Genomic DNA, 26,322 nt, shown 5'->3' on the forward strand with positions numbered 1-26,322 from the left:
CGATCCTCCGATCGATCTTGATTGCATGACTATTTTTACAATATCGATGCTGCAAGAGCGAGGAAAACTAGAAAATGTCGTTAGATAAAAGGGTTATGATGTGTTATTGTTGACATTAGTCTTCGGTAAAATTGTAAATCTTGTAAAATATTGCCGGCTGTAGAATTGTAAAAGGCATGACATATGGTTGAGCGCAAGATCTTTGCCGGCCCGAAGGTTCGGCGCATCCGCATGGGCCTCGGTCTGACGCAGACGACGATGGCGCAGGCGCTTGATATCTCGCCGTCCTATCTCAACCTCATCGAGCGCAATCAGCGGCCACTGACCGTGCAGCTGTTGTTGAAGCTGTCGGCGGTCTACAAGGTTGATCTCGACGAATTGCAGGGCGAGCAGGGCGGCAGCGCAGGGCAATTGCGTGAAATCTTTGCCGATCCATTACTGGCAGGCGAGATCCCAGGCGATCAGGAGCTGATCGAGCTCGCCGAAGCCGCGCCGAATGCGGCAAACGGCATGATCCGGCTTTATCGTGCCTATCGCGAGCAGGCCGCAAGACTGTCCGATCTCGCCGAGCTTCTAGGCCGCGAGGGGAGGGTTGCCGAGGTCGCCGGACCGCGCCTGCCGCTCGACGAGGTTCACGATCGCCTGCAGTCGCGCCCGAATTTCTTTGCCCGCATCGAAGATGCTGCGGAGACCTTCCATGAACGCCTGTCGCCCGGGGACGACCTGGCGGGCGCATTGAAGGCATGGCTGAGGGCTGAGCATGGCATCGCGGTACGCGTGTTGCCGGTGCACGCCATGCCTGGCTTGCGTCGGCGCTATGACCGGCATTCCATGCGGCTTTTCCTGTCGGAGCGTCTGTCGCCCTTCGATCAGATCCGTGAGATTGCGACAGAAGTCTCTCTTTTGGCTCTGCGCGAGGAGATCGCCGCCGAGCTGAGCTCCCTCACGCTTTCGACACCAGAAGCCAACCGCATCGCCCGCTTCGAGCTGGCGCGCTACGCGTCCCATGCGCTTCTGATGCCCTATGGTGCCTATCTTTCGGCAGCGCAGCGACTGCATTATGATATCGAAGCCCTCGGCGCTCGCTTCGGCATCTCTTATGAGCAAGCCGCAACGCGGCTGAGCAGCCTGCAGCGACCAGGCGCATCCGGTATTCCGTTTTTCCTGATGGAGGTCGACAATGCGGACCATCGCCTGCGCAAGGCGGGCTCCCAAGGCTTTCCGCAGGCCCGTTTCGGCGGCGCCTGCCCGAAGCTCAATATCCATGCCGCTTTCGCTCAGCCCGGACAGATATTGGTGGACGCTGCCCAGATGCCTGACGGGGCCGGCTTTCTGACCATATCAAGAACGATCGAGGGGCCGCGGGCCGATTTCGGCGAAAGGGTGCGCCGCACCGCGCTCCTGATCGGCTGCGATATCGCCCATCGTGACGAGGTGGTCTATGGCAAGGCGCTGGGTGCCAATCAGAACATGATCGGCCCTGCCTGTCGCCTATGCGAACGCCAGGGCTGTCTGGCGAGAGCCGATCCTCCGGTCACGCGCCCGCTTGGCCTCGATGAAATGGCGGCCGGTCTCAGCGTGTTCGATTTTCAGTAGCTGCGTTGATTGCCATTGTTGAAAAGAAGACCGGAACCTCGCCGTGACGAGTGGAAGACGTGGCCTTATCGAGAATGCTGCGCTCGCGTCCGGGCTTTCAACGCGAATGGGATCGGCGGATCACCTCGGCCCGCGTCGGTGCCTCGGATCGTCCCCCAAAGGATTCGCACTTGATGGCGGCGGCGATAGAGGAAAAGCGGATTGCGTCTGCCGGCGGCATACCTTCTGCCGTTGCGAGAGCGAAGGCGCCGTGGAAGATGTCGCCGGCGGCGAGCGTATCTACAGCCTTGACGGAAATGGTCGGGCAATGCGCGACGGCGTTGTTTTGCTCGTCGAACCAGTAGCTGCCGGCCGCCCCTGCCGTCACGCAGATGAAAGCATGATCGAAGCGCTGTTTCAGAAGCTGCGTCATCGCGGACACTTCGCTTGTTCCGGTCAGGCTCTGCGCGGCCGGTTCGGAGAAGACAATATGGGTCGCTTCCGGCGCCAGTTGCTCGATGATGCCGTCAGGAGCCACGTCGCCGTCGAGAATGGCGGGCTTGCCCATCGCTCTGGCAGCTTTGAGAACCCGCAGCGCCAGCGCCGGCCAGCGCACGTCGACCAAGACGGCATCGAATGCGGCCATATCCTCGGCCGTGAATTCCTTCACCGTATGATGCAGTTTCGGATCGTAGAAGGGAACGATCAGCCTTTCGCCGTCGTCATCCACCAGGATGGTCGAGATAGCGGAACGGGCGCCATCCACACGCAGCATGCCTTCGACATGGATGCCGGTGGCATCCAGATCGCGGATAATGCGCTCGCCGGTATCGTCGTCGCCAACGGCGCCCCATAGGCTCGCCTCGCCACCGAGCTGGACGATGGCATAGGCAGCGCTGGAGGCCATGCCTTCCGCGATCTGCAGCATGTCATAAGGCAAAACCTTTCCCTGACCTTGGGGAAGGGTGCTGACGCGGAAGAGCGTATCCAGAACGGCAGCGCCGACGCAAAGAATATGCCTGGGCGTGCCGAAGGGCGGATCGAAGACGGATGGAGCGGTCAAAGGCGCTTTCCGCTCGCCTTATCGAAAAGATGGATGCTGGCCGGATCGAGGGCGATTTCGATCTTGTCGCCGAAGCGGATGTTCAGCCGCTCGCGGAACAGGCAGGAGATTTCTTCGCCGCCGCAATCGAGCTTGGCGTAGATCTCAGATCCCGTGCCTTCGACAATGCCGACCCGGGCCGGCAGGCCGCTTGCCGCTGCGCGGATATGTTCGGGCCGGATACCGTAGACAAGCGGACGTCCACCGTGGTCTGCGATCGGAAAGCCTTCCGGCAGGGGCAGGATGAGGCCTTTGTCGCTGCGGAAGACCCCTTCCTCTATCCTGCCGTCGATGAAGTTCATCGACGGTGAGCCGATGAAGCCGGCGACGAAGAGATTGGCCGGTCGGTCATAGAGATCGAGGGGCGCGCCGACCTGTTCGATAAAGCCGCCATGCAGCACCACGATCTTGTCGGCCATAGTCATCGCCTCGACCTGGTCATGCGTCACGTAGATCGTCGTCGTGCCGATGCGCTGATGCATGGATTTGATCTCGCCGCGCATTTGGACGCGCAGCTTTGCGTCGAGATTGGAAAGCGGTTCGTCGAACAGGAAGACCTGCGGATCGCGAACCAGTGCGCGGCCCATGGCGACGCGCTGGCGCTGGCCGCCGGAAAGCTGACGAGGCAGGCGATCCAGCAGATTTTCCAGGCCGAGGATGGCCGCCGCCTTCTGTACCTTAGCCGCGATTTCCGAAGCGTTTGCCTTTTTCAGTTTCAGCGCAAAGCCCATGTTTTCAGCGACCGTCATATGCGGATAGAGCGCGTAGTTCTGGAAGACCATCGCGATATCGCGGTCGCGCGCCGGCAGATGGCTGACCTCGCGCCGGCCGATGTGAATTTCGCCGTCGCTCACCTCTTCGAGCCCGGCGATCATGCGCAGCAGCGTGGACTTGCCGCAGCCCGAAGGGCCGACAAGGACGACGAATTCGCCATCGGCGATATCGACGCTGATATCGTGAATGACCTTCACCTGGCCGTAGCGCTTCTGGATGCTCTGTATATTGACGGGTGCCATGAATGTGATCCTATCCAAAAGATAAAGGCTGCGTCACTTGACGGCGCCGGCCGTCAGACCGGCGATGATCTGCCGCTGTGCGAACATCGTCAGCACGAGCACCGGCAGCGTTACGATCAAGGCAGCCGCTGCAAGTGGTCCCCAGCTGACCTGCTCGAAGGAGAGCATGTTATAGACGGCCACTGGCAGCGTGCGGGTCTCGCGGCTGGCAAGCACGATGCCGAAGACGAAATTGTTCCACGAGAAGATCACCGAGAGAATGAAGGCGACGACGATGCCGGGCCGGGCGATCGGTAGAGCGACAAGGCGGAAGACCTGCCATGGCGTTGCTCCGTCAATGCTCGCCGCCTCCTCGAGTTCCATCGGCGTCGTCTCGAAATAACCGATCATGATCCAGACGACGATCGGCACGGTGACGACGAGATGGATGATGATCTGCGGCCAGAGCGTTCCGAGCAGATTGAGCCATTGGAACAGCAGAAATAGCGGGATGAGGAAGGAAAGGCCCGGCGTCATGCGAGCGATCATGATGACGATGGCCGACTTCTCTGCCTTCAACCGCGCGATGCCATAGCCTGCCGGCACACCGATAACGAGGGCGAGCAGGGTCGCTGCCCCGGTCACGAGAATGGAGTTCCAGAAATAGAGGAAGAAATTGTTTTCCTGGAAGACATTGAGGTAGTTCGCCCAGGCTATGCGATCCGGAATGAGGATCGGCGGGTAGGCGCCGTTATCGATCTCGTATTTCAGCGACAGCGAGATCATCCAGAGGAAGAATAGAATAACGGGCGAGACGATGATCAGGGCCACGAAGAACAGGCCAATGCGGTTGAGTGTCGAGCGCTTCATCTCAATGTCCCTCCGCGTCGGTCCATTTCGTTCGCTGCCGCATCATCAGGAGGATGAAGGAAAGCGCGACGATGATGATGAAGAACACCACTGCCATGGCCGAGCCATAGCCGATGTCGTAGTAGGAAAAGGCGGTGTTGTAGAGATAGATGTTGATGGTCTCGGATGCCGTTCCCGGGCCGCCTTGCGTCATCGCATAGATGATGTCGAAGCTCTTGATCGCATCGATGCCACGGATGATGACGGCGATCATCAGGAAAGGCGAGATCATCGGCAGCGTCAGGTAGCGGAACTTCTGCCAGGCATTGGCGCCATCGATTTCGGCGCTCTCATAGGGTTCGCGCGGCACGGAGGCGAGACCACCGAGCACGATCAGCATGACCAGCGGCGTCCATTGCCACACCTCGACCAGCACGAGGGAGGGGATGACACTCGCCTGATTGTAGATCCACTCCTGCGGTCCGATGCCCACAAGCGACAGCAGGTAGTTGAGGACGCCGAGCTGCGGGTGGAACATCATCGTCCAGACGAGCGCCACCGCGACGGGAGTTGCCATCATCGGCATGACGAAGATGCCACGCAGGAATCCGCGCAGCGGAAAGTTCGTATCGAAGATCAGTGCCGCCAGCGTTCCGAAGATCAACGGGCCGACAACAGACAGCACGGTATAGAGAACCGTGTGCCAAAGGGATTCCCAAAAGCGCATGTCGGTCGCCAGCCGGACATAATTGTCCCAGCCGACGAAACTCTGCGATTGACCGAGCGTCCACTTGTTCACGCTCATCCACAGGGTGAAGACCCACGGAAAGACGATGACGGCGGCAATCACGATCAGGGCGGGAATGACGAAGGGCCAGTAGTTCGGAGCAAGCCGTTTCGGCTTGCTCCTTCCTTTGGTTGCCTTCGCGGCAGTATCTTCGATGCTCACGGAAGCCATTATCCCTCGCTTCGTGCCAGAACCGGCTCGAACTGGGCGGTTGCCGTCTTTAGTTCGGCTGCCGGATCTGCGCCGCCGATCATGTTCGTCAGCGCGACACCATAGATGTCGCGGAACTCGGTGACCGGGATGATGACGGGCAAGGCGAGCTGAGAGACCTTGGCGGAGCCGGCGACGGCATCGAGCCAGGCACCCGGCATCTTCACACCCTCGCGCACCTTCTGATCCTCCAGGATGGATTGGCGGAAGGGAACACCGGCGCCGGCCTGCAGGAGGCGCGCACCCATGTCGTGCGAGATCGCCCATTGGCAGAAGAGATAGGCGGCTTCCTTTTTCTGGCTGGCCGCCGTCACGCCGAGGCCGTCGCCGGTCGTCGCCGCTGCCTGCGCATTCGGTCCTTTCGGCATGACGCCGTAGCCGACCTGGCCGACGACGCGGGATTTTTCCGGGTTTTCGATCGGCGGCGCAAACCCGACGCCATCGACCCACATGCCGATCTTGCCCTGCAGGAACGCCGATTGCGCTTCCGCCCAGTTGAAGCCGGAAACGCCGGGAGGTGCCGATTTCGTCATCAGGCGCTGATAGAGCTTGGCGGCGTCGACGGCCCCCTGCGATTGCGTCTGCAGCTTGCCGTCAGCCGAAAGCGGCGTCGTACCGTAGCCGAGCATGAAGGTCGTCCAGACCGGCGCGTTGGCATTCTTCAGGCCGCGGGCGACGAAGCCGTAGGTGTTGGCCGATTTGTCCGTCAGCACTTCGGCGGCTTTTGCCATATCTTCGAAGGTTTCGGGATAGGCGAGGCCCTTCTTCTCAAACAGGGCCTTGTTCCAGTAGACGATCCAGTAGTCCACCGAGAAGGGCAGGGAGCGCATGACGCCTGCGGAATCCTTGGCGAATTTCAGCCCGGCCTCGGCGAAATCGCTTTCCGTCAGAGAGGGATCGGTGAGCGAGGGGTCCTTCATGAAGCCGCTGATATCGGCGAGCCAGCCACCTTTTTCGAACTGGCGCTTCTGGACGTGGTAACTCAGATGGACGACGTCGAAGCTTGGCTTGCCGGAGCTGAGCTCGATCGTGGTCTTCTGGCGCTGCTGTTGTTCCGGCGTCGCCTCGGCATTGACCTTGATGCCGGTCAGGGCTTCGAACTCGCTTAAGTATTTGAGGATCGTCTCGCTGCGCGGGCTCTTGACCAGATTGACCTCGAGCGTCGTGCCGGCAAAGCGCTTCCAGTCTACCGCGGCTGAGGCGGTGCGTACGCCCAGAAGGCTCGTTGCGCCTAGCGCGGCCGTGCCGGCCATGAAGCCGCGACGTGTCGGATTGAAAAATGACGATGACATTGCGTTCCTCCTCCTGTGGCCGAAAATCTCCTCATTCGCGGCCTTGTTATTCGAACCTCTTCACATCTTCAGCGCGCGATCCCGTGCTCCGCCAATGTGCGATACGAGAGCGGCAACGGCCTCATCGGCCGATCGTCGCTCGATTGCTTCAAGCACTTTCAAATGCTCTTCCATGACCGGCCCGACATGGCCGTTGATGCGGAACCTGTCCTGGCTGATCAGCCGCATCTTGATCGAATTGACCCGATAGGCATTCGAGATGATGGTGTTGCCGAGTGCGTCGATGAAGGCATCGTGCATGCCCCAGTCCACCGACTGCGCGTGAAGTTCGAGCTCCTGCGAGCTGTCGCCGGCCCGAATGGCATCTGCGATATCGCGATGGTCCTTCAAAAGCTTGGCAATCGCCTCGTCCGATGCTGAATGGGTAAAGAGCGCGACGGCTTCTTTTTCCAGAAAGAGGCGTAGTTGGAAGGCCTCGCGGATCAGGTCCAGATCGATATGGGCGATCTGCAATCCGCGCTGCGGCACCGTCTTGATCAGCCCTTCGGCTTCCAGACGCGGGATCAATTCGCGGATCGCGCCGAGCGTCAGTCCCGTCAGCTCGACGAGCCGCCGCTGCGAGATGAATTGCCCAGGTCGAACGTCGCGCGCCAAAAGATGGCGCGTGAAGCTCTCATAGGCTTTCTCTCTCAACGTCGTCTGTTCGCCTGATCCGTCCATCGGGAGCTCCGGGCTGATCGGTCAGGCTGCCTTGGCGCGAAACTGTGCGCCGAAAGCAGCAAAGAGCGTGTCGGAATCTTGGCTGTTCAATGCCACGAGCGGCGGACGTACGGCAAGCCAACTTTCGTTCTCAGTCAAACGGGCGAGAATGGCCTTGATCGAGGGGATGACCGGATAGTTCAGCAGTTGCCCGACGAAGCGCTCCACATTGGCGTCGTCGATGCCCTTTTCCGCCATGGCCTGAACTTCGCGAGGAAGGAGATTTGCCATGCCGGAGATTGCTCCCTGTCCGCCGAGCCGAACGCCGCGGGCCAGATGCCGCTCGTCGCCGATCAGAATGATGAGATCGCCATGCGTCTTCAGCAACTCCTCGGTATAGGGCCAATCGCCGGAGGAGTCCTTGACGCCGACAACGACATCCGGAAATGCGGCGCGCAGTCGACCAACGAGGGAAATGGAGAGCGGCACCATCGTCACCGACGGGATATTGTAGACGATCACGTCGCGAGCATGGGTGCCGAGCATGGTGAAAACGGCCGAAAACCATTTGAAGAGGCCGTCGTCGCTGACATTCTTGAAGTAGGAGGGTGGAGCGAGGAGAATGTTGCGGACACCCTGCGCCAGCGCCTGCCCAGCCTGTGCCGCAGCATCCTCGGCGGCATCGACCAGTACGCCCATGACGATCTGCTGGGGCGTGATGCCGGCGGCGAGCATAGCGGCCAGAACCTGTTTGCGCTCCTGCATGCCGATCGACGCGCCTTCGCCCGTGGTGCCGAAAAGGGTGACGCTCTTGCAGCCATTCGCAAGGCAATGCTTCGCCTGCTCGATCACTCCTGGGATCGTAATCTCGCCATCCACATCGAAGGGTGTTGCCAGGGCGGCCGACAGGCCAAAATTCTCACTCATCCGATCCTCCCGATCTTATGGGATCAGTGCGTATCATACTGACATGTTAGTTGTAAAGTGCAGTTTTATTCAGTCATGCAGAACTGATGTCATGGATGTGGGGGCGTCATTTGCCGATGCGATGGGCGTTATGACTACCACCTGCTTGTTCGCAATGGTTCCGACTGTAAACAGCCAGGGCTATTTCCGCACAGGCACGTAATCGAGCCCGCCATCGATCTTTGAAGGCCTGCCATCGAGGAAAAGTTCGCCGATGCGCGGCGCGGAGCGGGCGATGACCTCGCCGCGCTTGACGACGGCGAGGCGGTTGGGCTTCAGCCGCAGCGCTTCCAGCGTGTCGACGGCCTGCAGCACGACGAAATCGGCATTGCAGCCCTTTTCCAGGCCGTAACCTTCAAGGCCGAGCGTTTTGGCAGAGTTGACGGTGAGTGCGTCGAAGATCTTCTTCTTGTCTTCGATGCCGGCCATCTGTGCGACGTGGATGGCCATATGGCCGACCTCGAGCATGTCGCCCGAGCCCATCGAATACCAGGGGTCCATCACGCAATCATGGCCGAAGGAAACGTTGAGCCCGGCATCCATCAGTTCGCGCACGCGCGTCATGCCGCGCCGTTTGGGATAGGTGTCATGCCGGCCTTGCAGCATGATGTTGATGAGCGGGTTGGGGATGACGTTGATCTTCGCCTCTGCCATCAATGGGATAAGCTTGGAGACATAGTAATTGTCCATCGAATGCATCGAGGTCAGGTGCGAGCCCGCAACGCGGCCCTGCAGCCCGAAGCGGATGGTTTCTGCCGCCAGCGTCTCGATGTGACGCGACATCGGGTCGTCGGTTTCGTCGCAATGCATATCGACGGGAAGACCGCGGTCGGCGGCGATCCTGCAGAGCGCCTCGACCGAGGCTCCGCCCTCATCCATCGTCCGCTCGAAATGCGGAATGCCGCCGACGATATCGACGCCCATATCGAGTGCGCGTGAGAGGGAGGCCACACCGTCCTTGGCGCGGTAGTATCCATCCTGTGGGAAGGCGACGAGCTGCAGGTCGATATAGGACTTGACCCTGTCCTTTACCTCCAGAAGCGCCTCGGCCGTCACCAGCTTCGGATCGGAAGTGTCGACGTGGCTGCGGATGAACAGCAGTCCTTGCGTGACGGCGAGATCGCAGTAACGCAGTGCGCGATCGACAAGCTCCTCCTTCGTTACGATGGGGCGCAATTCTCCCCAAAGTGCGATGCCCTCCAGAAGTGTCCCTGATATATTCATGCGCGGCAGGCCAAGCGAAAGCGTCGCATCCATATGGAAGTGCGGATCGACAAAGGGCGGGCTCACCAGCCGGTTGGTCGCATCGATTTCTTCCTTTGCCTCTGCCGCGATCGCGGCCTCGATTGCCGCGATCTTTCCGTTCTTGACCGCAATGTCGATGCCCTTGCGGCCATCAGGCAGATTGGCATTGCGAATGATCAGGTCGAACATGGAAAGCTCCTCGGATTATCTCTCGCCGCGGCGATAGGGTTGCATCAGCGCCTGCGGCACGCGGGCGCGCCTGCTCATGACGGCAAGGGCAACAATGGACAGAACGTAGGGCGTCATCAGGAAGATTTGATAGGGCACACCCTGCACCGCCGTCTGCAGGCGCAGCTGAAATGCGTCGAAGAAGGCGAAGAGCAGGGCGCCGAACAGCGCCCGGCCCGGCCGCCAGGACGAAAAGACGACGAGCGCGATGCAGATCCAGCCGCGGCCCTGCACCATCGTCGGAAAGAAGCTGTTGAAGGCGGAAAGCGTCAGGAAGGCGCCGCCCATGCCCATCAGCGCGCTGCCGGCAATGATCGCGCCATAGCGGATATTCATGGGGTTGAGGCCTTGAGCCTCGGCCGCATGCGGGTTCTCACCCGTCATGCGGATCGCAAGCCCCACCGGTGTCCGAAAGATGAGGTAGGCCATGACGAGCGCGATTAGGATTGCGAAATAAGTCGGGGCGGTCTGCGTAAAGAGAGCAGGGCCGATGAAGGGCAGGGTGGAAAGCCCGGGAATGGCGATCGGCTGGAACGGCGTGATGGTCGGCGGCGTCCCGGCGACAGGGACGATCAGCCGGAAGACGTAGTAGCTGAAACTGGATGCAAACAACGTCACACCGAGACCTGAAACATGTTGCGACAGGCCGAGCGTCACCGTCAGGGCCGAATGCAGCAGTCCGAAAATGGCGCCGGCGATCGCCGCGATCAAAAGACCAGTCCAGAGATCGGCGCCGTGATAGACGGAGAGCCAGCCGATCATCGCGCCAAAGGTCATGATGCCCTCAATGCCGAGATTGAGGACGCCGGCCCGTTCGCAAAGCAGCGCACCAAGCGTGCCGAAGATCAAGGGCGTCGCAATCCGCAGCACGGCAGCCCAAAGTCCGGCTGAAGCAATGATATCGACCAGCGTGCTCATCGGCGGATCCTGTATTGCGTGAAGAACAGCGCGATCAGCATGGTCAGCAGCGACAGGGCGACCGTGACGTCGGCGATGTAAGTGGGGATGCCAAGGCTGCGGCTCATGCCGTCGGCGCCGACGAACATGGTGGCGGTGAAGATCGCCGCGAGGACGACGCCGAGCGGGTTGAGGTTTGCAAGCATGGCAACAACGATGCCGGCATAGCCGAAGCCGGGCGACAGATCGGTCGTGACGTAACCTTTGACGCCCATCACTTCGATCGCGCCGGCAAGGCCGGCAAGCCCGCCGGAAAGACAGGCAACCTTGACGAGGGTCGAGCCGAGGCGAACGCCGGCGAAGACGGCGCCTGACGGATTGAGGCCGGTTGCTCGCGACTGCATGCCGAAGACCGTGCGCGACTGGACGAAATAGACGATCGCCGCAATGATGATCGCAATTGCAAAGCCGATATGAAGGCGCGATCGGGCGATCAGCTTAGGTAGCATGGCGTGATCGGCAAGCGCCTGGGATTGCGGCCAGCCGAATGCCGTCGGGTCCTTCAGCACGCCGTCGATCAGCATGGAGACGAAGAGAACGGCGATGAAATTCAGAATAAGGCTCGTCACGACTTCGTCGACGGAGAAGCGCAGCCGCAGCCATAGCGGCACGAGGATCAGGATCATGCCGGCAATGGCGCCGATCACCATCAACAGCGGAATGAGGATCGGGCTGGGCAGGCCGGCGAGCATTTTCGACCCGAAGGCCGCAACGGCAATGGCGCCGAAATAGAATTGTCCCTCGGCGCCGATGTTCCACAGGCGGGCACGAAAGGCGACCGCAGCGGCGAGACCTGTTAGTATCAACGGTGTCGCGCGGGTCAGCGTCTCCGTTGCCGAAAGCCTGGAGCCGAAGGCACCGAGCAGGATCCGCCGATAGGCCTCGAAGACCGGCGCGCCGGCAATCGCAATCAGGATGCCGGCGAGCGCGAGCGCTGCGATGATTGCAAGCAGGGGAGCCAGGGTCATCATGTAGAGTGGGCGGTGCTCGCGCCGTTCAAATCGCATGTTCGGTCCCGCTCTTGTCTTTCCATTCTCCGGCCATCATCAATCCCAGCAGGCGTGCATCGGCCTCACCGGCGTCGATCGGTGCCGAAAGGCGACCGCCGACGATGGCCTGGATGCGATCGGCCAAGGCAATCACTTCGTCCAAATCCTCCGAGATCAATAGAACGGCGGTGCCCTGTCGGCGGGCATCCAGAATGCGTCCATGAACGGCGGCCACGGCCCCTTCGTCCAGTCCGCGCGCCGGCTGGGCGGCGATGAGGATACGCGGGCGTTCATGGAGATTGCGGCCAAGGATCAGCTTCTGCATGTTGCCGCCAGACAGCAGTCGGGTGCGACTTGCCGCACTGCCGCCGCGCACATCGAATGCCTCGATGATCTCCTGCGCGAAGGCCATGCCAGCACTGCGGTCGACCAGACCATGCTTCGAATAGGAAGACAGGCGCTCGAGCACGGCATTCTCCCAGATCGCCATTTCACCGATCGCACCATCACGATTTCGGTCTTCCGGAATGCGACCGACGCCTGCATCGATCACCGCAGCCACATCAAGATCGCCGACGGGCTTGCCGAACAGAAGAAGCTCGCCGGAGGAACGGTTTGTGGTGCCGGACAGAATCTGCCCCAAGGTCGCCTGGCCGTTGCCCGACACGCCGATGATCCCCAGAACCTCGCCTGCGCGGACATGGAAGCTGATCTTTTTCAACCGTTCGACGCCACCGCTTTTTACCGTGATATCGCGCGCTTCGAGAACGATATCGCCCGGCGTCGACGCTTCGCGGGTCGGGCGTGTCACGCGATGTCCGACCATAAGTTCGGCAAGCTCGGCCTTGCTGGTCTGAGACGCCTGTCTTTCGGCCGCGACCTTGCCGCCACGCAGGACGACGATACGATCGGCCGTTGCCATGACTTCATCGAGCTTGTGGGAGATGAAGATCAAGGACAGGCCTTGTGCCGCCATCTGTTTCAGCGTCGAGAAGAGCTTTTCTGCCTCGATCTGGGTGAGAACGGCGGTCGGCTCGTCGAGGATCAGGATGCGCGCATCGTTGTAGAGCGCTTTCAGGATTTCCACCCGCTGCTGCTCGCCGACCGAGAGATCGCCGAGGCGGGCATCGGGGTCGACCTTCAGGCCGAAACGTTCTGAGATCGCCAGAAGCTTGTTGCGGGCCGCCGTCATTTGAGATGTGAGCGACCACAACCTCTCGGTGCCCGTCATGATGTTTTCGAGCACGGTCAGGTTCGGTGCCAGCGAGAAATGCTGATGCACCATACCGACGCCAGCCCGAATTGCGGCGCGCGGCTTGCCCTGTGGCAGTTCCGCATTGTCGATCAGGATGCGGCCGGTATCGGGCACATAGTGGCCGAAGAGGATGCTCATCAGCGTCGTCTTGCCGGCGCCGTTTTCTCCGAGCAGGGCAACGATCTCGCCCCTTGCCAAGGACAGCGAGATATTGTCATTGGCGAGGGTGCTGCCGAAACGCTTGCTGACACCTTCGATGGTGAGAACGGCTGTGGTCATGTCGGGAAGCCCGCAATCGGGAAACGGTGCTGCCACCGTTGCTCGACCTCGAGCACAGATGCAAGCTTCAGCAACAGCTTATCCTCACCCATGGGAGCCATGATCTGCACCGGCAGCGGCAGCCCTTCGTCATCTTCGCCGAAGGGAAGTGTGATCGCCGGAAAGCCGGATATATTGGCGAGCGAGGCAAGCGGCGCAAAGGAGGCCATGCGCTCGAGATGCAAATCGGTGTCCGAATGATCCGTAGGGAAAGAGCCAATCGGCGGTGGTGCCGCGGCAAGCATGGGCAGGACGATGACATCGACCCTGTCGAAGATTTCCCACAGAGTGCGGCTTGCCCTGACGGCGCCATTAAGTGAGCGCCAAAGGACTGTTGCCGGCATGGCGCGTCCGCGCATGATGAAGGCTTGCGTCATCGTCTCCACGAGGCGCACGTCCAGTTTGAGATCGTCAATCAGGCCGGCGATATTGACGGAGATGATATCACCAAAAGCGCGGGCGCTGGCTTGAACGGCACTTTCCATCTCATCCCAACGGATGGATATCAGCTCGTTTCCTTGGCTTTCCAGGAACCTGGCTGCCGCTTCCACCGCTTGGGCCCGATCCGACTCGATAGCGTAGTGCCGTCCGGTATCGGTAAGGAGGCCGACGCGAAGTTTGCCCGTCTTGGCTGGGTGTTGAGCGATGTCCGCGTACGGCCCCCTTGTCTTTCCCCTGATAACATCGAAGATCGCTGCGGTGTCGCGCACGGAGCGGGTGACCGCAAGTTCGCTGGCGATGCCGCCGAGATGATTGCCGAAGGAGGGGCCGCCGGGCATAGCGCCGCGCGTCGGTTTCAGCCCGACAAGGCCGCAGCAGGCGGCCGGCACGCGGATCGAGCCCCCCGCGTCTGTCGCATGCGCGATCGCCACGATACCGGCGGCGACTGCGGCCGCGGCGCCACCCGACGAGCCGCCGGCGGTTCTGCTCGGGTCCAACGGATTTCGGCTGATCGGGCCGATCGCAGGTTCGGATGCGAGTGAGAAGCCGAATTCCGGGCTGGTGCTCAAGCCGAAGGCGCAGAGGCCGGCATCGCGAAAGCGCTCTGCCAAATCGCTGTCTTCACCTTTGCCGGTACGAGTGAACAGCCGGGAACCAGCGGTCACCGGCAGCCCCGGGAAGGGGCCGCCGAGATCCTTGGCGACCATCGGCACGCCGGCAAAGACGCGCTGCGCAAAGCGCTCGGGATACACCGAGGCCTCCTGATCCAGGGCGAGCGCTGCGGCAAGCCCTGTTTCAGGATTGACATGGGTAATGGCGCCAAGCTCATCTTGCTTGGCGCAGGCATCAAGCGCAGCCTGCATGGCATCCACGCAGGTAAGCGTGCCGGATTTGATGGCGCCGGCCAGCTCCGTGGCATCGGCGTATGACGGGCTGCCCATGATCGCGCCGGGCAGTTACTTCGGCTGATCCGCTACCTTCGGCACTTCGAAGGTCCCGGCCTTGATGTCGGCGCGGACCTTCTCCATTGCAGCTTCGGCCTCTGCCGGTGCGATGCCCTTCACATAGACGATGTCGCTGCCGCCTTCCTTCATCAGGCCATAGGCCGTGTAGTTGCGGCCGACCGGCTTGCCGGCGGCAACGTCGGCGATTGCGGCATTGAGAATGGGACGGAAGTACCACATGGCATTGGCAAAGACGGTATCGGGATAGCGCGGCGTGTAATCGATCAGCGATCCCACCGATTTGATATGCCGCTCCTTGGCGGCATCCGCGGTGCCGATGCGCTCACCGAAGAGAATGTCGGCGCCGGCGTCGATCTGCGCGAGACCGGCTTCGCGTGCCTTCGGCGGGTCGAAGAAGGTGCCGATGAAGGAGACGAGATGCTTGCAGTCAGGATTGACCGCTTTGACGCCGGCAGCAAAGGCGTTGATCAGCATGTTGACTTCCGGGATCGGGATGGCGCCGACCGAGCCGACGACATTCGACTTGGTCATCTTGCCCGCCAGCATGCCGGCAAGATAGGCGCCGTCATAGTTCCAGGTGCCGAAGACGCCGAAATTGCTGTCGGCAGCCTCGCCGCTGGAGCCGAGAACGAAGGCCGTATCCGGGTAGTCCGCAGCGACCTGACGTGCTTCCTTTTCCACCGCATAGGCTTCACCAATGATCAGCTTGTTGCCTTGTTCGGCATATTCGCGCATCGCGCGGGGATAGTCCGTGCCGGAAACGCCTTCGGAAAAGACGTATTCGATAACGCCTTCCTTGGCCGCATCTTGAAGTGCCTTGTGAAGACAGGAATTCCAGGCGTTTTCGACCGGCGAGGCGTGAATGCCTGCCACTTTGAGCGGCGCGGCCGCGCGCGCAGCCGGCGCAAGAGCGCTGACGCCGAGAGCGATGCCCGATGCAATGACGGCACGGCGTGACAGTATGATTTCATTGGTCATTTTTTAGTTCCCCAGCTTTTTGATCAATTGGTAAAAATCATATGGGGAGGCTAAAAATGTGTCAAGCGATCCGGGTGCTCAAATAATATGCGGGGCGGCAAGTATCCACCTGTTGCCGATGACTCCAGGCCGCCCGTTAGATTGCTATTTCATCGCTTTACGCGCGACGATCTGGCAGAGGTTGACGAATAAGCGCGTCAATCGGCGATCCGTTCGATCATATGGCCGATCGCCTGACGGTAGCGGTCAGCATCGCCGCCGGCATCGATCGCAAGGGCGGCCCGATCGAAGGCGGCCGATAGAATATCGGCAAGCGCGTCAATCGGAATGCCAGATTTGCGGCCGTGACGGAGCGCTGCTTCCAATCCCTGTTTGAGAGTGAGGCTAGTCGTCTCCTCGTCCAGTTTTTTCATCTCCGTAAAGCCCAGCACCGTCGGTCCTTCGATCAGCAGGAGCCGCGTGCGACCATTAACCCGCATGGCATCAAGATAGGCGTTGCTGCCGGCAATCAATGCCTCTCGCGCGGCAAGTTGCTCCGGCGTCGCCTGCTCGATGGCGCGGGTGACTGCTAGCGCCTCCTCTCTGACGACGGCGCGAAAAAGCGCACGCTTATCCTCATAATGGTGATAGAGCGCGCCGCGGGTGATGCCTGCGGCGGCGACGATCTCGGGCGTCGATGTTTCGGCATAGCCCTTCTCTACGAACAAGGCGCGCGCGGCCGCGATCAGGGCAGCCTTGGTCTTTTCGGTTCTCTCACGATTGGAACGAGGATCTTGCATGCATGCAGCCTGTATGTTATGTGAAAAATACAGGCAGATTGTATGTCTTTTTTGGGGAGATGTGAAGCATGAAGGTGACAAGCTATTATCCTGTCATCATGACCGAGCGCGTTGCGGAAACCGCAGCCTTCTACATCGAGCATTTCGGGTTTCAGGAAAATTTCGCAAGCGATTGGTACGTCCATCTGCAGTCGGCTGAAGACAGCGGCATCAATCTCGCCATCCTGGACGGCCAGCATGAGACGATTCCGGCGCAGGGACGCGGCCGTGTGACCGGGCTATTGCTCAATTTCGAAGTGGAAGATGTCGATACCGTCTATGACCGTATTCGGGGAGCTGGATTGCCCATTTTGCTTGCCATCCGCGACGAAGATTTCGGTCAGCGACATTTCATAACGTCCGATCCGAATGGCGTCCTGATCGACATCATCAAGCCGATACCGCCAAGCGCCGAGTTCGCAGCTCTTTATGCCGAGAGCGCCTTGCCACCGGGCCAGTAAGGTGTTGAGCCCAATCGATAAAATCGAGCAATACAACTCTATCTTTGATTAACTAGGTCGCTTCACCCAATATTTCGCTTTTCATGCGACAAAGCCGGCAGAGGTAAGGTGACCCATGCAAGAGCTTCCGGTTTCGTCAAAAATCATCAAATCAGTCTATTTCCGCCCGGATGACGGGCGGCTTTATATTCGCTTTAAAAATGGTGAGGAACGTCAATTCACCGGCGTTCCGCAAAAGGCAGCGATTGCCATGGTAAAGGCGCCGTCGCCCGGCCAGCACTATATCGAGCATATCCGCACGAAATTCGAACGCGTCGCCTGAAGCGCAGCCTGCAGCCTACACGCCGATTGGCATTTTCGCCTTGAAAGTGCCGGCTCGTTCGTCTTCCGTCACGAAGTCGAACGAGCTTTATGTCTCAGCGCATTGATAAACGCTGAGTTGCGCTATCTACATCGATCAGAACCATCTCCCAGGGAGGACGCGGCGTGATTGATGAAAAGCAGCTTATATCCAAGATCACCTGGAGGATTATGCCCTTCCTGGGCATCCTTTATCTGATCGCCTATATCGATCGCCAGAACGTCAGTTACGCAAAGCTGCAGATGGTCGGCGATCTCGGCATGAGCGAATATGCCTATGGTCTCGGCGCGTCGCTGTTCTTCATCGGTTATTTCATTTTCGAAGTGCCGAGCAACCTGCTTCTCGACAGATTTGGAGCGAGCAGATGGTTCGCGCGGATCCTGATATCCTGGGGCGCAGTCACGGTCGCTCTGGCTTATACGCAGAATGCGACCATGTTCTACATTCTCCGTTTCCTGCTCGGCGCCTGCGAAGCCGGCTTCTTTCCAGGCGTTCTCTATCTGCTGACCCTCTGGTATCCTTCGGCCTATCGCGGCAGAATGGTCGGGCTTTTCATGATCTTCAGCGCCTTTGCCAACGCGATCGGTGCGCCGCTCGGCGGCGTGCTGCTGGATTTGAACGGGCTCTATGGTATTGCCGGCTGGCAATGGGTCTTCCTGGTGACGGGTGTTCCCGCCATCCTTGCCGGCTTCATCACTCTGTTTTATCTGCCGGACCTGCCGTCCAAGGCGCCGTTCCTTGACGATACGGAAAAGAAATGGCTGAGGGACCGGCTCGCGGTGGAAAATTCGGGCATGGAGCAGAACGCAGCCGATGGCTTCAAGGCGCTGATCAATCCGCGCGTACTGCTGATGGCGCTTTGCTATATCGGTTTCCCGCTTGCCGCTTACGGTCTCAGCTACTGGCTGCCGACCATCGTCAAGAATTTCGGCGTCAGCAACACGACCAACGGCTTCCTGAACATCATTCCGTGGCTTCTCGTTGCAGTCGTTCTTTATGCGGTGCCGGCGGCGGCGGACAAGGCGGAGTCCAAGACGCCCTATATCGTCATTCCGGCGCTCATCGGTGCCGCAAGCCTGGTTCTGTCAGCCGTTATCCCGGACCATACGCTGCAATTTGTTTTCCTCTCTATTGCAGCAGCCGGCATTTTTGCGGGCCAGCCGGTGTTCTGGAGCCTGCCGTCGCGCTTCCTGCAGGGAGCGGGTGCGGCAGCCGGTCTCGCCGCGATCAACTCCGTTGGCAATCTCGGCGGCTTCATCGCCCAGAATGTCGTGCCCTGGATCAAGGATTCCACGGGAAGCACGATCGCACCGATGTTCTTCCTGGCCGCCTGCCTGCTGGCGGCGGCACTTTTGGTTCTGGTGGTGGGGCGCATGGTGCCGCGCACGCCACGCCCGGAAGATTTCGGCAACTCAGGCGCAGCCCGAGTCAAATGATTGCGCTCATCTAAGCAAAATATTCTTCGGATGAGAGGGGCGGCCTGGAGGGCGCCCCAATTTTCAAGTGACTGCTGATGGTAAGTTTACGCAAAGGCGTAGGAGCCGTCCGGGCGCTTCGGCACGCGCCGCTGCCAATGGATATAGCCTTCTTCTTCCATTGCCTTTTCATCCATCTCGACACCCCAGCCGGGCCGGTCGGGCCTGAGTTCGAGATAGCCGTCCTTTGGCAGATAGGGATTGACGACGTAGCGGGTTTCGCCCTGCCGCTGCTCGACCTCGTTGCCGCCATAGACATAGGCTTGGCCCTTGGGCAGCCGGTATTCGAGGATCCTAAAGTTCTGTGCGGCGGCGGAGAAGTGCACGTTGACGGCGGTTGCCAGCGGCCCCATCGGGTTGTGCGGGGCAACGCCGACGAAATGCGCCTCGGCGATCGTTGCGATGCGCCGCATCTCGCTGATGCCGCCCACGACGCAAATATCCGGCTGGATGAGGTCGGCACCCTTGACCTGCAGCAGGCGCAGGAACTCGTTGCGGTTATAGAGGGATTCGCCCGTCGCCAGGACGCAATTGAGGCCCTGTTTCAGCTCGCCCCACATCTCGACATTTTCCGGGCGCAGCGGCTCCTCGTAGAAGAGCGGGTCATAGGGTGCCAGCGCATTGCCGAGCTGGCGGGCTGCAATCGGCTCGAAGATCTTCGCATGGGCGTCGAAGGCGATCTCATAATCGTCGCGTACGGTTTCGCGCAGCGAACGGAAGTAGTCTGCCGATGCCTTGACGACATTGCCCCAGCGATGGGCGTGCATGTCAATGCGCCATGGGCTGAGCTTGAAGGCGGTAAAGCCCCATTCGGCGTTCAGGCGGTCGAGCTCATCGCGAGCAGCCGGCGCATCCGGTGCGGTATAGACGCCGGCATAGACCTTGATGCGATCGCGCACGGCTCCGCCGAGCAGCTTGTAGACCGGAACATTGAGGGCTTTTGCCGAGAGATCCCACAGGCAATGATCGAGTGCAGAGATCGCCGAGAGGCCAAGCGCGCCCGGCGGGAAGCGGCTTTGCTGGATCAAGAGGTTGACGAGATAGTCGATGCGGCTCGGATCCTGGCCGGCGATGAAGCCATAGAGATAGTCGAGGATCGGCGGCAGTGCCAAATCGGGGCCGTGGTTGTAGCATTCGCCCCAGCCGGTCAGTCCGTCATCCGTATCCAGCGCCACGATGACGCGCGGGCGATCCTTGTCGCGGGTCATGAACACCCGCATGCGGTCGATCTTCATCTTATCTTCCTTCTATCGATTGACATGAATGCGGCATGGGAGCTGCCGCAGCTCGGGAAATCGTTGCCACGCCAAACTGAGACCCGGCGTATGGTTGCCTGAACTATGAAGATGGAAACCATCACGCGGCACTCCCGTTCTTAACGGTTTCGGGCTCGACATAGCGAAAACGCCGCGAGCGATCCCGATCGCGAGGGTCGGGGCGCGGGATCGCCGAAATCAGCGCTTGCGTATAGGCATGTTCGGGTGAATTGCAGACCTTGTCGGCATCGCCGACCTCGACCAGGCGCCCTTTGTACATGACCCCGACGCGGTCGCACATGTAGCGGATGACGCCGATGTCATGACTGATGAAGATATAGGCAAGGCCGAGTTCGTCCTGCAGGCGCATCAACAGATCAAGCACCTGTGAGCGCACGGAGACGTCGAGAGCCGACGTCGCTTCGTCGGCAACGATCACGCGCGGATTAAGCGTGATGGCACGGGCGATGCCGATGCGCTGGCGCTGGCCGCCGGAAAAGGCGTGCGGATAGCGCTCGCGTGTTCTTGGATCGAGGCCGACTTGCTCCATTAAATGGCAGACGCGCTCGTCGAGCGCCCGGCCCTTGGCGATGCCGTTGACGAGCAGGGGCTCGCCGATGATCTGCGAGACGGTCATGCGCGGATTGAGCGAGCCGAAGGGATCCTGGAACACCATGCGCAGCTCGCGGCGCGCTGCCGCCAGGGCCGTTCCCTTGGCGCTTGCCAGATCCGTGACATCGCCCTCGGCGCGGCGGTAGAGGATTTCCCCGGCAGTCGGATCGATAAGGCGCATGATCGAGCGGCCCATCGTCGTCTTCCCCGATCCGCTCTCGCCGACGATCCCAAGCGTTTCGCGCGGCAGAAGCGAAATCGAGACATCATTGAGAGCGTGAACCTCGCCGAAGGCCATGGATACATTGCGCAGTTCGAGGATCGGGGCTGCTGCTCTGTCGAGCGGGGGCCGGGCAAGGCGGATTTCGGCCTTCCTTTCGAGCTTCAAGACTGAGCCGATCAGCATGCGCGTATAATCATCCTTCGGCGCATGGAAGATCTGCTCGACCGGTCCGTATTCCTTAACGATGCCGTTGTGCATGACGAGCACGTCGTCGGCGATCTGCGCGACCACGCCCATATCGTGGGTGATGAACAGCACCGCCATGCCGTTGGCCTTTTGCAGCCGGGCGATGAGACCGAGGATTTCCGCCTGTGTCGTCACATCGAGTGCCGTTGTCGGCTCGTCGGCGATGAGAAGCTGTGGCTTGCAGGCAAGCGCCATGGCAATCATGGCGCGTTGGCGCATGCCGCCCGAATATTGAAAAGCGTAACGGTCGATCGCCTTTTCAGGCGAGGGGATTTCCACCTGTTTCAAAAGTGAGATGGCCTCGGCGCGTGCCTCGGCCTTGCTCATTTTCGTGTGGAGGCGCAGCGCTTCCATGATCTGGTCACCGACCGTGTGGACCGGCGAAAGCGACGCCATCGGCTCCTGAAAGATCATGGCGATGTCGCGCCCGCGGATCGACCTGATCTGGCGCCCGCGTGGATTGAGCTTGACGATATCGGTGGAGCTGCCGTTCGCCGCGTTTAGAGTGATGGAGCCGGCGGTGATGCGCCCCGGCGCATCGACGATCTGCAGGATCGAGCGTGCGGTAACGGATTTTCCCGATCCGCTCTCGCCGACGACGCAGAGCGTCTTTCCCGGCTCGATGGCGAAGGAGAGATTGTCGACCGCGCGGAAAATACCCGTTCGCAAGGGAAAGTCGACGGTGAGGTTCTTGACCTGCAACAGTGGGCGGGCGGTGTTCATGGAAACGATATCGGTCATGCCCGCCTCATTTGTTGTAGGGATCGGCCGCGTCGCGCAGGCCGTCGCCGAGAAGGTTCAGCGCCATGACGGCGATGACGACGGCAACACCCGGCAGGAACAGCCACGGTGCGGTTGCGATCGAGCGGATGTTCTGCGCTTCGCGCAGCAGCACGCCCCAGGAAATGGTCGGCGGCTGCAAGCCGAGCCCTAGGAAGGAGAGGGACGTCTCCGCCAGGATCATCGCCGGCACGGCAAGCGTAATCGAGGCGATGATGTGGCTGGCGAAGCTCGGCAGCATATGACGAAAGATGATGCGCCCCTCGCTGGCGCCATCGAGCCTGGCCGCGGCGACGAATTCTTCCGTTCGCAGCGACAGGAAACGGCCGCGCACGACACGGGCGAGCTGCGCCCAGCCGGTCAGCGATAGGATGATGGTGATCATCATATATTGCAGCGCCGCCGGCCAGCCTTGCGGTAGGGCGGCCGCCATAGCGAGCCAGATCGGGATCGTCGGCAGCGACAACACGAAGTCGATCAAGCGTTGGATGAAGAAATCGAGCTTTCCGCCGTAATAGCCTGAAATTCCTCCGAGAACAATGCCGAGCAGGAGCGAGAAGAACACACCGACGAGGCCGATCGACAAGGAAATCTGCGCGCCTTGGACGGTACGGCTGAACACGTCGCGGCCGAGCCGATCCGCCCCGAACAGCAGGAGTGGCGTCGATTTGTCCGAGGATGCCAATAGATGGATGTTGCTCGTGAAGACACCGAGCACGGCATACTCATAGCCGCGCCCGAACAGGCTGATGGAGACGCGCTTGGTCGTATCTTCCTTGAAGATCGGCGCAAGCGTCTCCGGATCGCGGGTAAGCTTCAGCGGATAGTAGTGCAGCCCGAAGGAAAAACCGTTGTCTGTATCGAAAAAATGCACCCTTTGCGGCGGATGGAAGGTTGCGCGAGCATTCTGCTGATTGGGGTCATTGATCGCAAAGAATCCGGGCGCGATCGCAACGATGTACATCAGCACGGTAACGACGAGGGCGACCATGGCGAGCTTGTGGCGGCGGAATGCCCACCAGATCAGCTGCCACTGCGAGGCGACTGCGGTGCGGTCGGGGCGCAGGTTTGTAACGGCGATGTCGGCCATGGGCTGCTCCTATTCCAACCGGATGCGGGGATCGACGAGGGCAAGCAGAATGTCGCTGATAAGTGACCCGATCAGCGTCAGGGCACAGATTAACAGCACGAAGGCGCCGGCAAGATACATGTCCTGCGCCATCAATGCCTGCAGCAGCAGCGGCGCCGCCGTCGGGAGGTTGAGAACGATCGCAACGACGACGGATCCGGAAATGAGATTGGGCAGCAGCCAGGCGATGGTGGAGATGAACGGATTGAGCGCGATGCGCAGCGGATATTTCACCAGCAGCCGGAATTCCGAAAGGCCTTTCGCGCGGGCCGTCGTCACATAGGGTTTCGGCAGCTCGTCGAGCATGTTGGCGCGCATGACGCGGATCAGGCTTGCGGTCGAAGACACGGCGAGAATGATCACGGGAAGCCAGAGATGCGACAGGAGATTCAGCATCTTGGCAATGCTCCAGGGCGCAGTCTCGAATTCGGAAGAGAAGAGACCGCCGACATCCTGGCCAAACTCGACGGCAGCGACGTACATCAGCACCAGCGCGAGCAGGAAGGAGGGAATGGCAAGGCCGAGAAAGGTGAAGGCGGTAAAGAAATAATCGCCGATCGAGTATTTCCTGACGGCGGAATAGACGCCGATCGGCAGCGCGATCGCCCAGGTGGCGATCAGTGCCGCAAGCGCCAGAATGAGTGTCAGCGCCATGCGTTCCCAGATAAGGCCGGAGACGGGCTGCTGCCATTCGAACGAGATGCCGAAATCGCCGCGCGAAAGGATGCCCCACATCCATTTCAAATATTGGATGAGCATCGGCTGATCGAGGCCGAAGCGCTCGCGCAGCTGGGCAGCCGTATTCTGATCGACCACCTCATTCGATGAGGCGAGCGTGGCGATATAGGTCGTCACGTAGTCGCCGGGAGGCAGCTGGATCAGCACGAAGGCCAGGAAGCTGATGGCGAAAAGGGATGGGATCATCCATAAAAGGCGTTTTCCGATGAAGGCCAGCATAGCTGTTTCTCGCAGTGAGCGCTGCAATAGGCAGCTCCGTATGAAGGAAAGCGCCGCCCATGAAAGGCGGCGCTTGATCGGTATGATCAGCTGGTGAAGAAGAATTGCTGTGGCATGGCCGGCCCGGGATTGGGCCAGGACCAGCTGTCCGGCTGCTTTTCGGGAACATTGTGCAGATTGTTGCGAATGATGCCGAAGCCACCGACGGCAAGGCAAAGTCCAACGGTTTCGAATTCGTCGGCCGCGATATCGAAGATCTGCTTCATGACGGCGCCGCGCTTGTCGAGATCGGCCGTCGAGCGCGCCTCGTCGAAAAGCTTCATGCGCTTCTTTTGGCTTTCCGGCGGCTCTTCTCCATTCTTGCCGTTCGAAGTGTACCAGACCGACCACGGGATGGCGTAGCGCGAACCCTGCGGGTGGAAGGCGAAGAAATCACGCGGATCGAGCATGGGATCGAGGCCGCCAGGCCCCGGCCAGACCTGGGCATCATGGGCATTGTCGTCGCCACGGGTGTAATAGAGCGCGCGCTCAATCGTGTTGACCTTCATGTCGACGCCGATCTGCGCCCAATGCGCCTTCACCAGTTCGAGAGCGTCGACCAGATCGGGATAGAGGGTCGGAATGACGTCGACGGTAAAGAACATCCTCTGGCCGTCCGGTCGTAGACGGAAGCCGTTCGCATCCTTCTTGCCGTAGCCGGCCTGATCGAGCATCGCGCCTGCCTTGTCCGAATCGTAGTCAGTGAATTGCCGCGCGTATTTCTCGTTGTACCAGGGATGCTCCGGCCGTGGCCCGGCCTGGTAGGGCTGGCTTTGGCCGAAATAGACGATGTCGATGATCTCCTGACGATTGATGCCTAGCGAGAGCGCCTGCCGGACCGATTTGTCGGCAAACATCTTGCGCATGGCTGGATCTTTATGGGTGATGTTGAAGTAGATCTGGCATTGCTGCGAGGTCGAAGGGACAAGGGTCAGAAGGCGATAGTCGCCCTTCTTCATGTTCTGCGAGAGTGTCGGCTTGTTGGCGAGCACGCTGATATGGCGCTCCTGAATATCGATCTTGCCGGAGATGACATTCAGCATCAGCGATTCCACATCCTGCGAGATGCCGAAATTGATTTCGTCGACGTAGGGCAGCTGGTTGCCCGATGTATCGACCTGCCAGAAATACGGGTTGCGGGTCATCACGACGCGCGTAGCGCCGCCTGTGTAAGGTTCCTTGACGACCCAGGGATCGAGCGTCGGCTTGTCGGGATTGCCCCAGCGCGAGGGAATTTCGATATCGCCGCAGCGGGCGCGGAAAAGCTCGGGCCAGCTGTTGACGCCGGCCTTTTTTGCATCGTCGGCGACCTTCGGATTGTATTTCGGCAGGAACTGGCTGCAGTAATGCTTGGGAAACAGCGTCGGATGCTGGCCGAGTGGGGTTGCCAGATTTTCCAGATAGAGTGCGTTCGGCGCCGCGAAGGTGAATTTCACTGTGAAGTCGTCGATCTTTGTGACATCGACCGCCTTGCCGGCAACAGACAGCTGAGCCGGTGTCGCACTATAGAGATCGGTATTCTTGACGCAGTCCTCGATGGCGAAAACGACATCGTCTGCCGTGAACGGATGGCCGTCCGACCAGCGCGCGCCCTGGATGAGATAGAAGGTGAACTGCGAAGCGTCTGCGTTGACGTCCCAGCGCTCGGCCAGATTCGGCAGGACCTGGGTGAATTCGAGATTCCAGCGCACCAGGCTCTGGTTGCCCACCATGCGCAGGATACCGTTGTGGTCGGACGAGCCGCGCAGGCCGCGCCGTAGGGTGCCACCATAGGCGCCGACTTTTTCGTAAGGGGTGACTACCATTGGCTTTTTCGGCAGCCGCTCGGCCAGCGGCGGCAGTTTGCCATCCTTGACGAGCGCAGCCAGGGCAGGCGCCTCACCACCTGCATCGGCAGCGTTGACACGGCCGACCAGAGACATGGCTGCCATTCCCGCCATGCCTCCGAGGACGGCACGTCTGCTCACGCCGCGGGACAATGTTTCATCGCGCATCGAATCCTCCCATTTTGACCTCGGCCGGGTTTTCCTGAGCCGACGCGACAAGCTCCCAACCCGTCACCAGTGCACCCCTCTGGCGCAGCGTCGAAACCATATTATGTTCTCAGATAATTA

23 protein-coding genes are annotated in these 26,322 nt (G+C 60.3%); 4 read left to right on the forward strand and 19 right to left on the reverse strand.

Going from position 1 to position 26,322, the window contains the following annotated elements; genetic code table 11:
- Nucleotides 1–183 precede the first annotated feature (183 nt).
- Nucleotides 184–1,596 carry a helix-turn-helix domain-containing protein gene (locus tag RTCIAT899_RS25630; RefSeq protein WP_015342732.1) on the forward strand — a complete coding sequence of 471 codons (1,413 nt, stop codon included), beginning with the start codon at nt 184–186 and terminating at the stop codon, nt 1,594–1,596.
- A 97-nt stretch (nt 1,597–1,693) separates the two neighbouring features.
- Here the strand turns inward: RTCIAT899_RS25630 and RTCIAT899_RS25635 are convergent, their stop codons facing one another.
- The 14 genes from RTCIAT899_RS25635 to RTCIAT899_RS25700 form a co-directional block, all read right to left on the reverse strand.
- The gene (locus tag RTCIAT899_RS25635; protein WP_015342733.1) at nt 1,694–2,638 is read right to left on the reverse strand and encodes a sugar kinase; all 945 of its coding nucleotides are present in this window, start codon (nt 2,636–2,638) and stop codon (nt 1,694–1,696) included.
- The gene (locus RTCIAT899_RS25640; protein ID WP_015342734.1) at nt 2,635–3,693 is read right to left on the reverse strand and encodes an ABC transporter ATP-binding protein; all 1,059 of its coding nucleotides are present in this window, start codon (nt 3,691–3,693) and stop codon (nt 2,635–2,637) included. The genes RTCIAT899_RS25635 and RTCIAT899_RS25640 overlap by 4 nt, the downstream gene beginning before the upstream one ends.
- A 33-nt stretch (nt 3,694–3,726) precedes the next feature.
- On the reverse strand, nt 3,727–4,542 hold the full coding sequence (locus tag RTCIAT899_RS25645; protein ID WP_015342735.1) for a carbohydrate ABC transporter permease: 816 nt from the start codon (nt 4,540–4,542) through the stop codon (nt 3,727–3,729).
- Nucleotide 4,543: 1 nt separating this feature from the next.
- Entirely contained in the window at nt 4,544–5,479 is a 936-nt protein-coding gene (locus RTCIAT899_RS25650; RefSeq protein WP_041678173.1) for a carbohydrate ABC transporter permease, read from the reverse strand.
- On the reverse strand, nt 5,479–6,810 hold the full coding sequence (locus tag RTCIAT899_RS25655) for an ABC transporter substrate-binding protein (protein ID WP_015342737.1): 1,332 nt from the start codon (nt 6,808–6,810) through the stop codon (nt 5,479–5,481). Before RTCIAT899_RS25655 ends, RTCIAT899_RS25650 begins: the two co-directional genes overlap by 1 nt.
- Nucleotides 6,811–6,870: 60 nt before the next feature.
- On the reverse strand, nt 6,871–7,530 hold the full coding sequence (locus tag RTCIAT899_RS25660; protein ID WP_015342738.1) for a GntR family transcriptional regulator: 660 nt from the start codon (nt 7,528–7,530) through the stop codon (nt 6,871–6,873).
- 21 nt (nt 7,531–7,551) lie between these two features.
- A complete protein-coding gene (locus RTCIAT899_RS25665; RefSeq protein ID WP_015342739.1) occupies nt 7,552–8,436 on the reverse strand; it encodes a dihydrodipicolinate synthase family protein in 885 nt (294 codons plus the stop codon).
- 180 nt (nt 8,437–8,616) lie between these two features.
- Complete coding sequence (locus RTCIAT899_RS25670; RefSeq protein WP_015342740.1) at nt 8,617–9,909, reverse strand: amidohydrolase family protein; 1,293 nt, start codon at nt 9,907–9,909, stop codon at nt 8,617–8,619.
- A 15-nt stretch (nt 9,910–9,924) separates the two neighbouring features.
- Nucleotides 9,925–10,866, reverse strand: coding sequence for an ABC transporter permease (locus tag RTCIAT899_RS25675; RefSeq protein WP_015342741.1), 942 nt, complete (start codon nt 10,864–10,866; stop codon nt 9,925–9,927).
- Complete coding sequence (locus RTCIAT899_RS25680; protein WP_015342742.1) at nt 10,863–11,912, reverse strand: ABC transporter permease; 1,050 nt, start codon at nt 11,910–11,912, stop codon at nt 10,863–10,865. The genes RTCIAT899_RS25675 and RTCIAT899_RS25680 overlap by 4 nt, the downstream gene beginning before the upstream one ends.
- The gene (locus tag RTCIAT899_RS25685) at nt 11,902–13,428 is read right to left on the reverse strand and encodes an ABC transporter ATP-binding protein (protein ID WP_041678174.1); all 1,527 of its coding nucleotides are present in this window, start codon (nt 13,426–13,428) and stop codon (nt 11,902–11,904) included. The genes RTCIAT899_RS25680 and RTCIAT899_RS25685 overlap by 11 nt, the downstream gene beginning before the upstream one ends.
- Nucleotides 13,425–14,849, reverse strand: a complete 1,425-nt coding sequence (locus RTCIAT899_RS25690) for an amidase (protein ID WP_015342744.1) — start codon at nt 14,847–14,849, stop codon at nt 13,425–13,427. The genes RTCIAT899_RS25685 and RTCIAT899_RS25690 overlap by 4 nt, the downstream gene beginning before the upstream one ends.
- A gap of 15 nt (nt 14,850–14,864) precedes the next feature.
- Nucleotides 14,865–15,851, reverse strand: coding sequence for a BMP family protein (locus RTCIAT899_RS25695; protein ID WP_015342745.1), 987 nt, complete (start codon nt 15,849–15,851; stop codon nt 14,865–14,867).
- A 197-nt stretch (nt 15,852–16,048) separates the two neighbouring features.
- Nucleotides 16,049–16,630 carry a TetR/AcrR family transcriptional regulator gene (locus tag RTCIAT899_RS25700; RefSeq protein ID WP_015342746.1) on the reverse strand — a complete coding sequence of 194 codons (582 nt, stop codon included), beginning with the start codon at nt 16,628–16,630 and terminating at the stop codon, nt 16,049–16,051.
- A 68-nt stretch (nt 16,631–16,698) separates the two neighbouring features.
- Between RTCIAT899_RS25700 and RTCIAT899_RS25705 the strand changes: the two genes are divergently transcribed.
- From RTCIAT899_RS25705 to RTCIAT899_RS25715, 3 genes are all read left to right on the forward strand, one after another.
- The gene (locus RTCIAT899_RS25705) at nt 16,699–17,130 is read left to right on the forward strand and encodes a VOC family protein (protein WP_015342747.1); all 432 of its coding nucleotides are present in this window, start codon (nt 16,699–16,701) and stop codon (nt 17,128–17,130) included.
- A 115-nt stretch (nt 17,131–17,245) separates the two neighbouring features.
- Complete coding sequence (locus tag RTCIAT899_RS25710) at nt 17,246–17,452, forward strand: KTSC domain-containing protein (RefSeq protein ID WP_015342748.1); 207 nt, start codon at nt 17,246–17,248, stop codon at nt 17,450–17,452.
- A gap of 164 nt (nt 17,453–17,616) precedes the next feature.
- Nucleotides 17,617–18,927 (forward strand): MFS transporter, encoded by a 1,311-nt coding sequence (locus RTCIAT899_RS25715; protein WP_015342749.1) that lies wholly within the window; start codon nt 17,617–17,619, stop codon nt 18,925–18,927.
- A gap of 86 nt (nt 18,928–19,013) precedes the next feature.
- Here the strand turns inward: RTCIAT899_RS25715 and RTCIAT899_RS25720 are convergent, their stop codons facing one another.
- From RTCIAT899_RS25720 to RTCIAT899_RS25740, 5 genes are all read right to left on the reverse strand, one after another.
- The gene (locus tag RTCIAT899_RS25720) at nt 19,014–20,201 is read right to left on the reverse strand and encodes a galactarate dehydratase (protein WP_015342750.1); all 1,188 of its coding nucleotides are present in this window, start codon (nt 20,199–20,201) and stop codon (nt 19,014–19,016) included.
- A 121-nt stretch (nt 20,202–20,322) separates the two neighbouring features.
- Nucleotides 20,323–22,044, reverse strand: coding sequence for an ABC transporter ATP-binding protein (locus tag RTCIAT899_RS25725; protein ID WP_015342751.1), 1,722 nt, complete (start codon nt 22,042–22,044; stop codon nt 20,323–20,325).
- 7 nt (nt 22,045–22,051) lie between these two features.
- Nucleotides 22,052–23,173, reverse strand: coding sequence for an ABC transporter permease (locus RTCIAT899_RS25730; RefSeq protein WP_015342752.1), 1,122 nt, complete (start codon nt 23,171–23,173; stop codon nt 22,052–22,054).
- Nucleotides 23,174–23,182: 9 nt separating this feature from the next.
- Nucleotides 23,183–24,169 carry an ABC transporter permease gene (locus tag RTCIAT899_RS25735; RefSeq protein ID WP_015342753.1) on the reverse strand — a complete coding sequence of 329 codons (987 nt, stop codon included), beginning with the start codon at nt 24,167–24,169 and terminating at the stop codon, nt 23,183–23,185.
- Nucleotides 24,170–24,255: 86 nt separating this feature from the next.
- Nucleotides 24,256–26,202 (reverse strand): ABC transporter substrate-binding protein, encoded by a 1,947-nt coding sequence (locus tag RTCIAT899_RS25740; protein WP_015342754.1) that lies wholly within the window; start codon nt 26,200–26,202, stop codon nt 24,256–24,258.
- Between the last annotated feature and the right edge of the window lie 120 nt (nt 26,203–26,322).

The sequence above is a fragment of the Rhizobium tropici CIAT 899 genome (genome assembly GCF_000330885.1).
GTDB lineage: Bacteria > Pseudomonadota > Alphaproteobacteria > Rhizobiales > Rhizobiaceae > Rhizobium > Rhizobium tropici.

What these genes read in the sequence shown, in the direction of transcription:
- RTCIAT899_RS25660 (WP_015342738.1), bottom strand. Translation starts at nt 7,530, where the DNA reads ATGGACGGATCAGGCGAACAGACGACGTTGAGAGAGAAAGCCTATGAG.
- RTCIAT899_RS25710 (WP_015342748.1), top strand. Translation starts at nt 17,246, where the DNA reads ATGCAAGAGCTTCCGGTTTCGTCAAAAATCATCAAATCAGTCTATTTC.
- RTCIAT899_RS25680 (WP_015342742.1), bottom strand. Translation starts at nt 11,912, where the DNA reads ATGCGATTTGAACGGCGCGAGCACCGCCCACTCTACATGATGACCCTG.
- RTCIAT899_RS25670 (WP_015342740.1), bottom strand. Translation starts at nt 9,909, where the DNA reads ATGTTCGACCTGATCATTCGCAATGCCAATCTGCCTGATGGCCGCAAG.
- RTCIAT899_RS25655 (WP_015342737.1), bottom strand. Translation starts at nt 6,810, where the DNA reads ATGTCATCGTCATTTTTCAATCCGACACGTCGCGGCTTCATGGCCGGC.
- RTCIAT899_RS25695 (WP_015342745.1), bottom strand. Translation starts at nt 15,851, where the DNA reads ATGACCAATGAAATCATACTGTCACGCCGTGCCGTCATTGCATCGGGC.
- RTCIAT899_RS25740 (WP_015342754.1), bottom strand. Translation starts at nt 26,202, where the DNA reads ATGCGCGATGAAACATTGTCCCGCGGCGTGAGCAGACGTGCCGTCCTC.
- RTCIAT899_RS25700 (WP_015342746.1), bottom strand. Translation starts at nt 16,630, where the DNA reads ATGCAAGATCCTCGTTCCAATCGTGAGAGAACCGAAAAGACCAAGGCT.
- RTCIAT899_RS25685 (WP_041678174.1), bottom strand. Translation starts at nt 13,428, where the DNA reads ATGACCACAGCCGTTCTCACCATCGAAGGTGTCAGCAAGCGTTTCGGC.
- RTCIAT899_RS25665 (WP_015342739.1), bottom strand. Translation starts at nt 8,436, where the DNA reads ATGAGTGAGAATTTTGGCCTGTCGGCCGCCCTGGCAACACCCTTCGAT.
- RTCIAT899_RS25690 (WP_015342744.1), bottom strand. Translation starts at nt 14,849, where the DNA reads ATGGGCAGCCCGTCATACGCCGATGCCACGGAGCTGGCCGGCGCCATC.
- RTCIAT899_RS25640 (WP_015342734.1), bottom strand. Translation starts at nt 3,693, where the DNA reads ATGGCACCCGTCAATATACAGAGCATCCAGAAGCGCTACGGCCAGGTG.
- RTCIAT899_RS25650 (WP_041678173.1), bottom strand. Translation starts at nt 5,479, where the DNA reads ATGGCTTCCGTGAGCATCGAAGATACTGCCGCGAAGGCAACCAAAGGA.
- RTCIAT899_RS25705 (WP_015342747.1), top strand. Translation starts at nt 16,699, where the DNA reads ATGAAGGTGACAAGCTATTATCCTGTCATCATGACCGAGCGCGTTGCG.
- RTCIAT899_RS25645 (WP_015342735.1), bottom strand. Translation starts at nt 4,542, where the DNA reads ATGAAGCGCTCGACACTCAACCGCATTGGCCTGTTCTTCGTGGCCCTG.
- RTCIAT899_RS25735 (WP_015342753.1), bottom strand. Translation starts at nt 24,169, where the DNA reads ATGCTGGCCTTCATCGGAAAACGCCTTTTATGGATGATCCCATCCCTT.
- RTCIAT899_RS25675 (WP_015342741.1), bottom strand. Translation starts at nt 10,866, where the DNA reads ATGAGCACGCTGGTCGATATCATTGCTTCAGCCGGACTTTGGGCTGCC.
- RTCIAT899_RS25725 (WP_015342751.1), bottom strand. Translation starts at nt 22,044, where the DNA reads ATGACCGATATCGTTTCCATGAACACCGCCCGCCCACTGTTGCAGGTC.
- RTCIAT899_RS25720 (WP_015342750.1), bottom strand. Translation starts at nt 20,201, where the DNA reads ATGAAGATCGACCGCATGCGGGTGTTCATGACCCGCGACAAGGATCGC.
- RTCIAT899_RS25730 (WP_015342752.1), bottom strand. Translation starts at nt 23,173, where the DNA reads ATGGCCGACATCGCCGTTACAAACCTGCGCCCCGACCGCACCGCAGTC.
- RTCIAT899_RS25630 (WP_015342732.1), top strand. Translation starts at nt 184, where the DNA reads ATGGTTGAGCGCAAGATCTTTGCCGGCCCGAAGGTTCGGCGCATCCGC.